The organism is Scytonema hankhaensis NUACC26 (assembly GCF_045865695.1).
In the GTDB taxonomy this organism is placed as follows: domain Bacteria; phylum Cyanobacteriota; class Cyanobacteriia; order Cyanobacteriales; family Nostocaceae; genus Scytonema.
Map to the genome: position 1 here is coordinate 1 of NZ_BAACAP010000227.1, position 14782 is coordinate 14782.

Below are 14782 nucleotides of genomic sequence, written 5' to 3' on the forward strand. Positions count from 1 at the left end.
AACCAGTCGCTGTTCAACAACTGGCTGGGCGAGATTGGTGGGTGAAATGCACTTTGAGCAGGTGTGATGTTCGCTATGCTTGTGGAGGTTGAAATTGTGCCAGTAACTCTTCGCGAGACAGTTGTGAAAGTTGCAGCAGCAAACGGGTATATTGCTCGGTCGGTAGTTGCAACAATGATGGAATGATACCAGCAAGTTGTTCGTCTAGTTCCCCAAAACGGACTTTGAGAAGGTTCTCAACCACAAGGCGTTGTCCTTGCTCGAGTCCGCGACGCTCAGTCTGTTGTTCCCACTCCAAGTAAGCTTGTGATAATGTCATCAGTAACCTCCGTTCGTCTTCATCTATCTCACCACTGATTTCTATATTAATCTTCCAAGTTGAGAGCAACTTTAACACTGCCGAACGTTGCGGATTTTCCACAGGCAGTGCAATCACTTCTTCTATGGCTTGCTGTTGCGTAGCATCTCTACCCAAAACCCTCAGCCACAGAGTTTCTGGAGTTCGAGGTAATTCGTTGATAGCAATCATTGCCGTTTTCAGCCCGTCTGCAAACAAATAAATTCCTTCGCCCCAAGTGTCATTAACAAGCGCCCGAAAGGTATTGACAAGGTTATCCGATGCACTTGGAGCCAGAATCCACAGCTGGGGCAATTCTGCTTCTGGAATGGTCTGTCTTTCTCGTTTGGCTTGGCGCTGAAAATCCGCTTGCAGGAGAAATAGCTTGAGCAAACAATTTCGGACTTCTGTAAATGAGGGTTGATTGCGAAACGGTTCCAATAAACAACAAGTCGTCGCAATCAACCCTAGTAAACCCAGAGTTTGGCGATTGACAGTTGGCTGTGGAAATGGCGCAAACCAAATATCTACAAATCTTGGCTCACCGGGAACTTCAAGCGTGGGTTTGACTTCACCAACTAAAGTTAATAACTCTTCCAAGAATTGTTTGGAGAATTGGTCAAAGGGAGTTCTGGTCATTCTTTAGTATCTGAGTACTATATCTATCTATATACAAACCTCCATAGAGTACAAGTATTTTTTTTGACCCTCCATCAACTATTTATTCTACGGTTATCATCCTTTGTAACACTTGCTTGATTGTATCAGATGGTACCTCATCAGTAATTGTTACAGTTCCTATTTGTGTTGGCAAAATAAACCTGACTTTGCCCGCCTTCACTTTCTTATCGAGTTGCAAAGCATCAACGATCGCATCAATATCTAACCCAGATGGCAGTTGAGTTGGTAAACCTGCTTTTTGAATCAGCAAATCTTGCCGTTCTGTCTCTTCTTTTTGCCACATTCCCAGTTCTACTGCAATCTGCCCTGCTGCTACCATACCAATGGCAACTGCTTCACCATGATTTACAATACGATAACCCGTCAAGCTTTCTACTGCATGACCAATGGTGTGTCCGTAGTTGAGAATTGCCCTCAACCCTGCTTCTTTCTCATCTTTACTGACGACATCAGCTTTAGCTTGACAAGAACGTGTCAAAATACTATCTACTAACTCTGGTTTGATGTAGCGCATTTGGTCAAGACGTTTGCTCTGTTCCATCTCGCTAAATAATTGAGCGTCCCAAATAATACCGTATTTAATGACTTCTGCCATTCCCGCACGAAACTCCCGCACTGGCAATGTTTTTAGTACTTCTGGATCTATAAGAACCAAGCGCGGTTGATGGAATGCACCAATCAAATTCTTTCCTTGGGGATGATTCACACCAGTTTTGCCACCGATTGACGCATCAACCATTGATAGGAGTGTTGTTGGCACTTGTACGAAGTTAATCCCTCGCAACCAAGTCGCTGCTGCAAAACCTGTCATGTCTCCAATGACACCACCGCCCAATGCCACCATTGTTGAGGAGCGTTCTATCCGATTTTCTAGGGCTTTATCATAAATTTTCTGCACTGAGCTTAAAGTTTTATAACGTTCGCCTGGAGGTAAGGTGCAGCTTGCGACTTCAAACCCAGCAGCTTCTAGAGATCCAATTGCCCTTTCACCATAATGCTTAAATAATGTTGGGTTAGAAACTATAAGTACTTTCTTACCAAGCTTTAAATTGGTCATGTATTCACCAAGCTTGTCTAAACCGCCCGGAGCGAGCGCAATTTCATAAGACTGCTGCGGCAGATTCACGCTAATAACAGACGCCATTACCAAACCCCTTTCAAAACGCCATCGGGCTGTATTCTACAGCTTAGGCATTATCGATTCTTGAATGTTAGACCCTTTTTATGTTCTTTTCTGTCTAATTTTTGGATATATCTTCCTTAAGGATGAGGGGAACGGGGGGACAGTTGAGCGCTAACCCAAATAAATGTTTCAATAGATTTATAAATGAATGTGGAGAAACACAAATGTTTGCTGCGATCGCTTACGTAGGATTCTTAGCCGTGTTTACTGGTATTGCAATTGCTTTACTGTTTGGTTTGCGTGCTGCTAAGATTCTTTAATTTATACAGTGCAACACTCCTGTGGGGTGGGCATTTTACCCTTGTGTTTTACCCCACCCTAACCCTCCCCTTACTAAGGGGAGGGAACTCGATCTTCAGTTTCCTTCAATTGGTGGGCAATGCCCACCCTACAGTTCAACCTTACTAAGGGGAGGGAACTCGATCTTTAGTTTCCCCCCTTTACAAGGGGGGATTAAGGGGGGTAAATTATGCTACAGTTACCCAACCACACTTTCCTTAGCAACTTTCTCCTGACGAGTGAAAGGAGGACGCATTTCCAAGCCGAACAAGTTTAACATATCGCGATCGCACCCGTAACCCGGACAGGGAGTTGTTACTGTTAGCATATGTCCGTCATCGCTAGAAAAGATGGAATTTGCCCCTGCTAGGAAACACATTGCTTGTTCAACCTGTGACAGCTTTGCTCTACCTGCACTTAAGCGAACGTCAGAAGCAGGCATGACAATTCGGGCTGTGGCGATCGCTCGTAGAATATCCCAAAAGGGAATATCCGATTGATTTTCTAAAGGTGTCCCTTCAACCTTGGAAAGTATATTTACTGGTACGGATTCTGGGTGAGGATGTAGGGTCGCTAAAGTGTGTAGCATGGATACTCGGTCATCTGTAGTTTCACCTAGACCGAGTATACCTCCAGAACAGACTGTAACGTTTGTTTGACGAACGTTATTGATTGTGTTGAGGCGATCGTCATAAGTTCTGGTGGTAATAATAGTACTATAGTAATCGCGAGAAGTATCTAAGTTATGGTTATAGGCGTAAAGCCCTGCTTCTTCCAAGCGCTTGGCTTGAGCTTCTGTAAGCATACCCAAAGTGCAGCAGACTTCCAAGCCTAATGTTGTGACTTCCTTAACCATGTCTAGCACCTGCTCGAATTGAGAATTATCCCGTACCTCTCGCCAAGCAGCGCCCATACATACCCGACTCGCACCGTTGACCAGTGCTTGTCGTGCAATACCTACTACTGTTTCTTTTTCTAAGAGTGCTTGTGGCTTAACTTCTGTTTTGTAGTGCGAGGACTGAGCGCAGTAACCACAATCTTCCGGACACCCGCCTGTTTTGATTGATATCAGTTTACAAACTTGTATCTTCTTGGGATCGTGGTATTGACGATGTATACTGGCTGCTTGATAGATAAGCTCTAGCAACGGAGTATTATATATTGCTCGTATCTCTGATTCTTGCCAATTGTATCTTATTGCTACTGACATCACTGACCTTTTTGTTGTTAAAAATTATCCGATTTTTGTGTTTAATGCATTCCCCTGATTGTACAGGTTCTATTAATAGTTTTGTACTTAAAAGCTAAAGATAAAAAACTTTAATTTAGTTGTCAATACTACAGAAAAATTAGAAAATATTGTCATTCTAGTCATTGATAACGATAAAAATGGAACTGCCACTGATTACCACTGAACGTCTTTTGCTAAAAATAGCTACTGAAGAAGACATTCCGGCAATTCTAAAATTTTATACAGACAACAAAACTTTTTTGACTCCTTACTCTCCCGCTTGGGCTAATGGTTTCTTTACGGAAGATTACTGGTATTGGAGGATAGATAGCGATCGCAAAGAATTTATAAATGATATATCCTTAAGACTCTTTATTTTTCTGCAAAGCGAGCCAAAGACAGTCATTGGACTGATTAACTTTAGTAATTTCACAAGACGAGCCGCTCAATATTGTAATGTTGGATACGGACTTGCAGAAACCGAACAAGGAAAAGGCTATATGACAGAAGCCCTGCAAGCAGCCATTCAATACGTATTTCAAGAATTGAATATGCACCGGATTATGGCTAACTATATGCCTCACAATCGGCGGAGTGGTAATGTCTTAAAAAAGTTGGGCTTTGTCATAGAAGGTTATGCCAGAGATTATTTACTCATTCATGAAAAATGGGAAGATCACATTCTTACTAGCATTACCAACTATAATTGGCGTTTAAAGAATTAGTCTTTGAATCTCTACGAAATCCTACAGGAATATTTCTCCATGAGTTACAAATCTCCGAAGCGCTTATCTGTATTTTTCACATCTTGTGTTTTGATTACCATATTATCGGGAATACCATCTGCAGCCAATGCTAGACCTCTTCCCTCTTATATACTCGTTCCACTTACAATACAAGCTTTAGGATACGCCTTACCACGGATTGAAAAAAGACTAACGCCGCAACAGCGTCAAAAAATACAAGCCCTTAAAGAAGAAGCATACCACGAAGTTGAGGCTGTATTTACCCAAGTTCAACATAGCAAAATGGTTCAAGGCTTGCGATCGCGTCAAAATCTCCAGCAACTAGTACAATCTGTAAAGCTTACACCTACACAAAGAGCGCGTATACAAACAATAGTTCAAGCCTCTCGAAGAAAAATCAATGCTATCCTCTCTGAGGATTCATCACCTGTTAACCAAAATTCGAGAAGTTGAGATTTACTGTATTTATAGGACTTCTATTTGATTTTTGAAATGCACGTAAGGTAGAGATTGCCCACCACTAAGTCTTTTGTGCGGCATAGCCCTACCTACTTAAAATTTCCACAAATCATTTATGATTCCTATAGATCCCCGACTTCTTGAAGAAGTCGGGGATCTAAGGGGATTTAAGTTTTGTTGAAGGGCTGACAGAAGATAGTATTAAAGAAGAAGTTTTTCAGTTCAATTTATTTAGTCTATCTCCCCAATCTGGCTATATTTTACACCAAATCGCACACAATTCTAATGGCTCTAGCTGAAACAGAAAACAATAAGATTTCTGACAATCCCTTCCTCAATCTCAACTACGAAAGCGCTCTCGAAGCTTTAGGCAATGATTATTACGAAGAAGTCGCTGCAGCAGAATTTCCCCAACACATATTGCGTTGGCGTAACGATTCACTGCTAAATCGCTTGGGGTTAAATCCTGAAGATGTAGCAGACGAACATTTTATCACAGCTTTTGGCAAATTTGAAGGAAGAAAACCATTGTTAGCGCTTCGTTACCACGGCTATCAATTTGGTGAATACAACCCTTTTTTGGGTGATGGTAGAGGGTTTCTCTACGGACAAGTCCGCAGTACTGATGGTGAATTATACGATTTTGGCACCAAAGGTTCTGGTAAAACTCCATACTCCCGTGGTGGCGATGGAATGCTGACTCTCAAAGGTGGAGTGCGGGAAGTTCTAGCAGCAGAAGCACTCAATTACATGGGTGTACGTACCTCGCGATGTTTGAGCATGATTGAAACAGGGTTGTCCCTGTGGCGGGGCGATGAACCCTCTCCCACTCGTTCCTCAGTTATGGTTAGGATGAGTCGATCGCACATCCGATTTGGTACGTTTGAGCGATTGCATTATATCCGGCGTCCCGATTTAGCTAAGAAGCTCTTGGATCGCGTCATAGAACTGTACTATCGTTATTTAGTAGATGAAGAAGAAAAATATGCCTTGTTCTATACAGATTTAGTTAAAAGAACAGCAGAACTTGTAGGACAGTGGATGGCTGCTGGTTTTTGTCATGCCGTATTAAATACTGACAATATGTCCATTACAGGAGAAAGCTTTGATTACGGTCCTTATGCTTTCATCCCTACTTATCAACCTAATTTTACGGCTGCTTATTTCGACTACTATGGACGTTACTGCTACGGTCATCAACCAAGTATTTGTAAATGGAATTTAGAAACACTCCAAGAGTCATTAAAAGCTATTATCGAACCATCCGATATGGAATCTGGTTTAGTTAGCTTTGACGAACATTATCATCGCGAGTATCGCTCTCTAATGTTAAAGAAGCTAGGTTTTGAGAAAATAGATTCTCCAGAAGCCATAGAACTTTTCAATTTAACAATTCAATTTTTGCTGGAAAGCAAAGTTGAATATCATAAGTTCTTTTCTGAAATGGCTCGCACGTTTTCATCCAAATGGCGCGACGATCCTAGTTTAATTATGATAGATTCGGACGTTGTACCAGTATCAGGTTCATCACAACTTTTCGATGACTGGTGCATTCTATATCATAAGATACTGAATAGTTTTGATATAGACCAAATAAACGCGATCGCCCAAACTTTAATTCGTTACAATCCCAAAACAGTGATTCTCAGACCAGTTATTGAATCAATTTGGGAACCAATTGTTCGAGAAGATAATTGGCAACCTTTTTACGAGCTTCTTGCTCGCATACAGTCTGGGGAGTAAGTGGTAAGTGGCTAGGGGTGTCCAAGAAATAAATTATCCATCTTGTGGTACGGGCTTCTAGCCCGTTCTTTGTGAGTGACGGGCGAGGACGCCCGTACCACAAGAGAAAGTTGGTTATTTTTTTATTTAGCTAGCCCCGGCAGAAACCCCACACTTACACGAAGTGCGGTGTGTGGAGTCGTCACAAGTTCCATAGTCGGGCTTACGATCCCAGCTTGAAGGCTTCGAGAAACAAGCTGTATATCAGACCTACTTTAAGGATATTAAGCGCTTCTAACCATAAGGGTTTTCGCTCTTGGGTAGAACGATCGTAGAATATCCTGCTACATACTTCTGTCAACAACACTAAAAACGCAGCAGCAACAACATCCAATTCGGCTGCTTGTCCGGCTGTTGTGGAAATTGCACTGCCTAAGAAAAAACCGAACAACCAACTGATTATTAATATCGACCACCGTCGCCAAGGGTTGAACAACCAAACCCTCAAGCGATCGCCGAGCGTACTCAATAGGTTGTTAAGACGAGTGTTTTGCATTACGTAAGCTTATAATCATCCGGAACCCATAATATATTGTTATATATGAGGGTATGCAGCACAGCGTAGTCTTGCTTAAATAGTATTATGGGCTTCTGCTTGGTTTTCAGCGAGCATAAATATCTATACATTTCTTCACTGTGAGAAGTAACGAAATTTTTAGTTGCCCTCATAGTGGTTCTTATGATACTTTTCATAACTGAATTCCAACTGAGTTTGTGCGATACGGCTTTAGCCGTTACGTCCGCTTATCGCCCTTGCTGTTATTGCAGCCAACAAAAAGTACTTATTAGTAAAATATATTACCATGAAACCATCAGTGTATTTTCACGCTGTTCTGGTGGCATCTTCATTGGGATTGCTCTTGCTGCCATTAGGGTGTCAAAAATGGATTGTATCTTTTGAGCCAACAGGACTAAGAGGTTCTTCCACCCCAACAGAGCGAGCATTAGACGTGCAAAGTGCAGTGCCTGTTTCCACTTCGTCCAGTTCAGTACCCAATCCAACTAATTTAAAAAGTAAAGAAGATAGTCGTACCGATATTGCGAAAGATGCTAGTAACAATGGGACATCGGGTTTTGGAAGCTTACGGATGAGCAATCAAACCAATCAACCAGTACGCCTTGCCTTACTTTCACGGCAATCTGTTAATAAGGGAAAAGAAGTTTCCTCGAAGACAGCGACAGCTTATGATGCTGTTCCAGCACATTGGGATTTTGCCCCTCAAGAAGGTAGTGAAAAGGGGGTAATTCTAGCCTTACCTAACGGGGATCTCAAGCTGGAAAAAGGTGATATCTTAGTCGCTTTTGCACAAGATGGTTCTCGTCGCTATTGGGGACCTTATGTTGTTGGAGAAACTTTTTCTCCAACCTGGAATGCTCAAAGCAAAGAATGGCAATTGGTTTTGATGAACAGTGACCAGTGACCAGTGACCAGTGACCAGTAAATAGTTACTAAATACTAGTCACTGGCAATTCTGGGTTTGATTGTTCGTGATTTTCCCTTGTCTCTCGTATCCACCTTGTCTATTAGAAATTAGTTCAGGAACCAAGAAGTTGAGCTAAAGTCTTCTAAATAAACAACCAATCCCCAGTCCCCAATCCCTAATTCACAATGCCCAATTCCCAATCCCCAATCCCCAATCCCCGATGGAGTAGTATAGAAAAGCGTCCAGCCCTTGCTGTGACTTTATCGATCTTATGGGTAATTTTGATAGGTGGGATTGCCTTTCTTTGGCATTTGGGCAGTATTGGCTTAATTGATGAGACGGAGCCTCTGTTTGCTGAAGCATCTCGCCAAATGTTTGTCACGGGAGATTGGATTACACCGTTTTTTAATGGTGAAACTCGATTTGATAAGCCTGCTCTTATTTACTGGTGTCAGGCGATCGCTTTTTCAATTTTGGGTGTGAATGAATGGGCGGTACGTTTACCTTCAGCACTTGCTGCTATAGGGTTGATTGGTTTAGCATTCTACACCATACACTGGTATTTTGCAAGGAAAGATGAGTTAGAGCAAAGGTATCGTCCTGAATTGCGATGGATAATAGCAGGGTGTGGAATAGCTGTTATGGCACTCAATCCAGAAATGATTATTTGGGGTAGAACAGGTGTTTCAGATATGCTGCTGACAGGTTGTATGGCGTCAGCATTACTGTGCTTTTTTTTAGGATATGCCCATCCTGCAAAATCTAATGTACAAGCACGTTGGTACATAGCTTTTTACGTACTTATTGCTGCAGCGATTTTAACAAAAGGACCAGTAGGAATTGTTCTACCAGTGCTGATTATTGGTATATTTTTGCTGTACTTGGGTAATATTACGCAAGTCTTACGGGAAATGCGTCCTTTTACAGGCTTACTTATTGTTATTTGTCTATCATTACCCTGGTATGTGCTAGTTATTTGGCGCAATGGTTGGGATTATATTAACTCCTTTTTTGGATATCACAACGTCGAACGCTTTACAAACGTAGTCAATCGTCACTCAGCTCCCTGGTATTTTTATTTTATAGTTGTGCTGCTTGGCTTTGCACCGTATTCAGTGTATTTACTTATAGCAATGGGACGGTTGAAGTTTTGGCAACGAAAATACTGGCGATCGCAAGAACGTTCTCAACAACTAGGTTTATTTGCCTTTTGTTGGTTTGTTGGCATCTTTGGTTTTTTCACTGTTGCCGTGACAAAACTTCCTAGCTACGTGTTACCTCTAATGCCTGCAGCAGCTATTTTAATCGCTTTACTGTGGAGTGATTTATTAGACAAGGGAGACAAAGGAGACAAGGTAACAATTTCTTCCTTATCCCTCTCTCGCTTTGGGTGGACTGGTTGGGTAAATGTTGTTTTTTTATCAGCAATAGCAGTAGCGATGTTTTACTTACCTAAAGTAATAGGTAGCGATCCTGCTGCACCCGACTTTCGTAACTTGCTAGAGCGATCGGGTTTAACTGTTTTGGGGGGAGCGATTTGGATTTTAAGTGCCATAGCAATTGCTGTTGCGATCGCTCGCCGTCGTTACGAGACTATGCTAATTATCAATATTATAGGATTTGCAGCATTCCTGACGATAGTTCTCACACCCGCCTTATTTTTAATGGATCGAGAACGTCAGTTACCTTTAAGAGAATTATCTGAAATCGTAGTTCAAACACAAAAACGTGGTGAAGAATTAGTTATGGTCGGCTTTAAAAAACCTACAGTTGTTTTTTATAGTCGTCGTAGTGTTACATACCAAAAAGTAACTGCGTCTGCTGCACAATACCTTCAAGACAAAGCAGCAAAGAAGCCAACACCTTCCACAGTATTAGTTCTTACTCAACCGAAAAAGTTTCCCGAAATGGGATTCAAGCCCACTGATTACGAAAATTTAGGGACTCGTGGTGCTTACCAGCTTGTTCGGATTTTTTTAAATAGATAGTGGTTAGTGGCGATGGAACTAAGTTTTACTCCACCGCTTCTAAAAATCTGGTTTTATAGAACATTAGTCCGCGTAGGCGGACTTAACTTGTATAGCCGTGATTTCTAATCACTCGATGTTTTTTCCAAATTGGGATGCTCCCTTTCTTACTCACTAACCCGATCGATAACTTCCACTTCTGAAATTGATTCTTTTGGAGTTACTCCTTTAGTGACAACTTCAGGTTTCAGTGTCTCTTCCGGTAAATTTTCTTTAATTCTCCGAATTGGTAAATTGGCAATCAGGGCGGTTGTCCGTTGATTGCTTTCTAGGGAAAACTCTAATCCATCTTTGTCAATTTCTACATAACGGCAGACAATTTCTAAAATCTCTTGCCGCATCTTTTCTAAGATTTGAGGGCTGAGGTCAGCGCGATCGTGAGCTATAACTAATTGCAGGCGACGTTTAACCTGAGTGCGGCTGTTGTCAGCACTGCGAGAAAAAAGTTTTTCTAAAAGTTCGACAATCATTGCAGCTAGAAGGGCAGACGGGTTGGAAAGTTAAACAATCTTCGTTCGGAACAACTTCTTCAAACGAGAAAAGAGGTTGTCGCGATCTGAATCTAAATCAAGAAATTCGATTGATTCTCCTTCCAATCTGCGAGCAATGTTGTCAAAAGCTGTGGCAGCTAAAGAAGAATTCTCTGATAGTACTAAAGGTTCGCCGCGATTGGTAGAGACTATAACGCGCTCGTCATCAGGAACTACCCCAATTAAAGGAATAGCTAAAAGTTCTTGAACGTCTTGAACCGACATCATATCATTTACCCGTACCATTGCGGGTCTGATGCGGTTAATGATGAGATGAGTTTTCTTAATACCCTGTGCCTCTAGCAGCCCCACAACCCTGTCAGCATCGCGAACTGAGGCTATTTCCGGTGTGGATACCACGAGGGCTTCTTTTGCTGGGGCGATCGCATTTTTAAACCCCATTTCAATTCCTGCTGGGCTATCAATCAAAACATACTCATACTTTTGTGCTAGCGCATTCACCAAAAGCTTCATTTGATCGGGAGTGACAGCATCTTTGGTACGATTTTGTGCTGCAGGTAACAGGACTAGATTGGGTTGCCGTTTGTCCTTAACTAAAGCTTGCTCTAGACGACATTCTCTAGCCAAAACTTCAACTGCAGTGTATACTATGCGATTTTCTAGTCCTAGCAGCAAATCCAAATTTCTCAAACCAAAATCCGCGTCAACTAAAGCCACTTGACGCCCTATTTTAGCTAAAGCCATACCCAGGTTTGCTGTTACTGTGGTTTTACCCACCCCTCCTTTGCCAGAGGTAACGACAATAATGCGAGTCATGATGGAAACGCGCTCGATTGGTGATTAAAAATATACAACAAAATAGGGATTGGGGATTGGGGACTGGGGAACTCGGGGCCCAATCCCCAATCCCATTTTCATCCCTCATCCTTTTTTTGGTTGAGCCTACTTAATAAGACTTTAGAGAAATCAGTAGAGCGGGCGATGCGAATTCCCTCTGAGGTGACGTATGCCACTTCAGGATAATACTGCGTAGGAGATTTTTCTGGTGCTCTAGCCACCGCGTCTGCTATCCGTAATTGGGTTGGTTCCATTTGTAAAGCCATAATCAAACACTCTCTATTCCCACTAGCACCTGCATGAGTAACACCCCGTAAACGCCCCCATACGAGAATATCCCCATCTGCAATTACAATACCACCTGGGTTTAAATCTCCCAAAAGAATGATATGACCTGAGTGGCGAATTTCTTCTCCCGAACGAATAGTTTTTTCTAAATAAAGAGGTTCCGCTAGAGGTGGGCTCGTAGGCTTGGGTTCGGGACGAAGCGTTTTTGAGATCTGTATTTGTTCTACAGAGTAGCCCGCAGTTGCAGCAACAATAGCAGTTTGGCGGCGACTGGTGGAAACAGATTTTAAATGAACTTGATATTGATTTAAACCCTCTGCTAGTTCTTGTAGTTGTCTGCCATCTAACAAGCGATCTTGGGCTTCTAAATGCACGAGAGTATCGGGTGAAAAAGAACGATTGCAAGCTAAAAGTCGCAATTTCATCTGTTGCCAAATGTCATTCCAACTGTATTCTGAGGAAGGCACTTGAGATTCTGTAGGTAAAACTAATAACAGCCTGTCTTTTTCACTTTTCAATTGGACTTGAATATTTGGATTTACCGTATTTTCTGGAGACGGTAATTCATTTACATCTATTTTCTCTACATCAGCAGTGAGAGAATTCGATTCTACATCCACAACTGTAGAATGTGAATCTTGCTCGGCAGTTATAAAATGTGAGGCTGTCTCAACAACAGCAGAAGGTGATTGTTCGCTGACATTAACAGAAATCACTTCTGTATTGCCTTCAGTAGGATTTGATTTTAAATATACGAGAACAGAATTGACCTCAGATTCGGGGAGAATAGGATTTTCTTCTGCATTAGAGTAACTAGACATTGATTTTTCTTTTTAAATATTGTTATTGGATAGTTGTTAGTTGTTAGTTGTTAATCGTTAGTGGTAAAAAATTTCTGTACGGACGTAATGCCTTGCGCCCTTACTAACCAATAACCACTGTACGGGCACAAGGCATTGTGCCCCTACTAACCACTATCCACTAACCACTAACCACTAACCACTTTTAATCTTCGATAAACTGTTGCTAAAGCATGGGCATCACCTACATTGCCAGGAAATAATACTACTGGTAAATCGGGAAATTGAGGATGATCTGATGGAGTTTTTACCATTGAACAACCAGATAGAATTTGACCGAGCAATCGTGCTGAAGTCAAAGCTAAACCAGTGCTTAAAACATCGTTAGAAGTAATACCACCCTTGCTAATTAAAAATCCAATATCTGATGGTAGATACCGTACAATATCCATTAATAAAGCTGAAACCCTCAGACCAAATTGCAATCTAGTTTCCACATTTTCAAATGTTAGCTCTTGACGACTGGTGTAAATTACTGGTGTTTTATAAGCATCATGTGCCGCTCGAACTTTGTCAACAACCTTGATTAGCAGTGTAGCAGATTCATCTGGGCTTGCATTAACCAACTGAGCGACATCAACTTCTACACCTTCTGTTCCCTCTTCTTGCAAAAGCATCTTTAATTGCTCGGTTGTTTTCTTTACGTGGGAACCTACAATAACTGCCCCTGGTTTACCCCCTCTAACATACTGTGCCATATTTTCTGCTGCAATGGGTTGAGGTGGTAGTCCCGCTAAAGCTGTTAAGATACTGGCAGCACTGCGAAATAAAAACCTTTTTCCTTGGCTTGCTGCTGCTAGTACGTCTCGTGCAAAAGTGTTCAGATCTGTTTGAGTTTCTCCATCCACAACTACGCACCGATTGTTGCTGAGTTGCATTAAGCGTTCTAAACTTCCTGTACGAATATCCTCAAGTAAAAAGCGTTCTACTGACTTTTCACTAATACGTCCATTCGTTTTTTCTTCTACATACTTTGGTAAATAACTGTGATGGTAGGCAAAAACTGAATCGCGAGCAAACTCAGTTTCGTGTACGGGGGTTGGAACACCATCAATTATTAAATAATGTACGCTGTCGCGAGTGATACGTCCGCCCTCAAAAAACGCTGGTACAAGGAAATGAGCATCAAAAGGACCGAGTTCTTCAGCAATGACATCGGTTTCAATGGGATAATGTCCGCGTAAAGTGGAGTCGGAACGACTAACAAGCAGAAAATCGTGAATTTTTTCAGCTTCTATAGCTATTTTGAGGTTATGGCAAACTTCCGTGGTAACCGATGCTGCTTTATCTGCAGGCAAAGACCTTGTATTAGTTAGTACAAAGAAAATCGGAGAATCGTCTTGTAATCCCAAGCGCAGGGTATCTACATCCCAGTGCATGAGCAGTAAACAACTGTGAACTGTTTGAGAACCTGTAGGGTCGTCATCCAGGACAATGATTTTTGGTTTTGTGGTCATTTTCGTGTCACCTACTCTTCACTTACTGGGGAGACTGCAATTTTCTTATCTCTGCTTGGACATCAAGGGCAATTTGTAACGATTGATTGAGAAATTGAGCGTATTCGCTGGCTTGAGCGCTCACTTGCAAAGTTTGCAGATTCGTTAAATTATTGACAAATAGCTCTTGGTTGTTGGCAAGCAGTTTTTTATTATCTCGTAAAATTCGTTCCGTTTTCAAAGCCCGGACTAAATCTTCTCTAATTAGTTGTAAAGCTGCGATCGCTTTCTCGCGATCGTTAAAATGGTTGTCATTGCCTGATATTGTGAGTTGGTCGTGAATATCTATCGCTTTGATAACAGAATGATATTTATCAACTTCATCTAAAAGAGTTGTGAGGGTTTTGGGACAGCTTATACGCCGCCAAATCCACCGCCCGCTTGCTACAGTCACTGGTACTATAATTAACAAGAGTAGCCCAAGAGGGACAGAGGAACCGAGGGTGGGCAAAATTATAAACGCATAAATTCCACCGACAATAATCGGTGTGAGAGCAAGTGCTACTATCATTTCGTTTATAAGAAAACCTAATCGCTTCTCGCGATTTTGCATAATAGAAGGTCGAAATACGTCATCTGGGTCTAACCCAATCAAGCGTCTTAGTTCGCCCTTCGTAATTTCTAAGCCCATTAAATCTGGCTGCAAGATTTATACTCCTGA

Annotated in this window: 15 protein-coding genes; 6 read left to right on the forward strand and 9 right to left on the reverse strand. The window is 41.8% G+C overall.

The window, feature by feature from the left end; all coding sequences use genetic code 11:
- Window positions 1-73: 73 nt before the first annotated feature.
- The gene (locus ACKTT2_RS33210; protein ID WP_407894812.1) at window positions 74-976 is read right to left on the reverse strand and encodes a flagellar assembly protein H; all 903 of its coding nucleotides are present in this window, start codon (window positions 974-976) and stop codon (window positions 74-76) included.
- 82 nt (window positions 977-1058) lie between these two features.
- The gene (aroB, locus tag ACKTT2_RS33215) at window positions 1059-2162 is read right to left on the reverse strand and encodes a 3-dehydroquinate synthase (RefSeq protein WP_407894814.1); all 1104 of its coding nucleotides are present in this window, start codon (window positions 2160-2162) and stop codon (window positions 1059-1061) included.
- A 203-nt stretch (window positions 2163-2365) separates the two neighbouring features.
- On the opposite strand from aroB, the gene petL reads away from it, so the two are divergent.
- The gene (petL, locus tag ACKTT2_RS33220; protein ID WP_407894816.1) at window positions 2366-2461 is read left to right on the forward strand and encodes a cytochrome b6-f complex subunit PetL; all 96 of its coding nucleotides are present in this window, start codon (window positions 2366-2368) and stop codon (window positions 2459-2461) included.
- 218 nt (window positions 2462-2679) lie between these two features.
- Here petL and bioB read toward each other — a convergent pair whose 3' ends face one another.
- Entirely contained in the window at window positions 2680-3690 is a 1011-nt protein-coding gene (gene bioB / locus ACKTT2_RS33225) for a biotin synthase BioB (RefSeq protein WP_407894817.1), read from the reverse strand.
- A gap of 173 nt (window positions 3691-3863) precedes the next feature.
- Between bioB and ACKTT2_RS33230 the strand changes: the two genes are divergently transcribed.
- The 3 genes from ACKTT2_RS33230 (at window position 3864) to ACKTT2_RS33240 (ending at window position 6659) form a co-directional block, all read left to right on the forward strand.
- On the forward strand, window positions 3864-4436 hold the full coding sequence (locus ACKTT2_RS33230) for a GNAT family N-acetyltransferase (protein WP_407894986.1): 573 nt from the start codon (window positions 3864-3866) through the stop codon (window positions 4434-4436).
- A gap of 39 nt (window positions 4437-4475) precedes the next feature.
- Window positions 4476-4910 (forward strand): hypothetical protein, encoded by a 435-nt coding sequence (locus tag ACKTT2_RS33235; protein ID WP_407894818.1) that lies wholly within the window; start codon window positions 4476-4478, stop codon window positions 4908-4910.
- A 291-nt stretch (window positions 4911-5201) separates the two neighbouring features.
- A complete protein-coding gene (locus ACKTT2_RS33240) occupies window positions 5202-6659 on the forward strand; it encodes a protein adenylyltransferase SelO (protein WP_407894819.1) in 1458 nt (485 codons plus the stop codon).
- A gap of 202 nt (window positions 6660-6861) precedes the next feature.
- Here ACKTT2_RS33240 and ACKTT2_RS33245 read toward each other — a convergent pair whose 3' ends face one another.
- Window positions 6862-7194: a DUF565 domain-containing protein gene (locus ACKTT2_RS33245; RefSeq protein ID WP_407894821.1), complete on the reverse strand. Its 333-nt coding sequence runs from the start codon at window positions 7192-7194 to the stop codon at window positions 6862-6864.
- 307 nt (window positions 7195-7501) lie between these two features.
- Between ACKTT2_RS33245 and ACKTT2_RS33250 the strand changes: the two genes are divergently transcribed.
- Both ACKTT2_RS33250 and ACKTT2_RS33255 read left to right on the forward strand, forming a co-directional pair.
- Entirely contained in the window at window positions 7502-8119 is a 618-nt protein-coding gene (locus tag ACKTT2_RS33250; RefSeq protein WP_407894823.1) for a hypothetical protein, read from the forward strand.
- A 188-nt stretch (window positions 8120-8307) separates the two neighbouring features.
- Window positions 8308-10110: an ArnT family glycosyltransferase gene (locus tag ACKTT2_RS33255; protein ID WP_407894825.1), complete on the forward strand. Its 1803-nt coding sequence runs from the start codon at window positions 8308-8310 to the stop codon at window positions 10108-10110.
- Window positions 10111-10256: 146 nt separating this feature from the next.
- On the opposite strand, the gene minE is transcribed toward ACKTT2_RS33255, so the two are convergent.
- The 5 genes from minE to ACKTT2_RS33280 form a co-directional block, all read right to left on the reverse strand.
- Complete coding sequence (gene minE, locus ACKTT2_RS33260; RefSeq protein WP_407894827.1) at window positions 10257-10619, reverse strand: cell division topological specificity factor MinE; 363 nt, start codon at window positions 10617-10619, stop codon at window positions 10257-10259.
- A 30-nt stretch (window positions 10620-10649) separates the two neighbouring features.
- Entirely contained in the window at window positions 10650-11456 is an 807-nt protein-coding gene (minD, locus tag ACKTT2_RS33265; protein WP_407894830.1) for a septum site-determining protein MinD, read from the reverse strand.
- Between the two features lie 98 nt (window positions 11457-11554).
- Window positions 11555-12586 carry a septum site-determining protein MinC gene (minC, locus tag ACKTT2_RS33270; protein ID WP_407894832.1) on the reverse strand — a complete coding sequence of 344 codons (1032 nt, stop codon included), beginning with the start codon at window positions 12584-12586 and terminating at the stop codon, window positions 11555-11557.
- 167 nt (window positions 12587-12753) lie between these two features.
- Complete coding sequence (locus tag ACKTT2_RS33275) at window positions 12754-14082, reverse strand: four-carbon acid sugar kinase family protein (RefSeq protein WP_407894834.1); 1329 nt, start codon at window positions 14080-14082, stop codon at window positions 12754-12756.
- A gap of 22 nt (window positions 14083-14104) precedes the next feature.
- Window positions 14105-14767 carry a hypothetical protein gene (locus tag ACKTT2_RS33280; RefSeq protein ID WP_407894836.1) on the reverse strand — a complete coding sequence of 221 codons (663 nt, stop codon included), beginning with the start codon at window positions 14765-14767 and terminating at the stop codon, window positions 14105-14107.
- Window positions 14768-14782 lie beyond the last annotated feature (15 nt).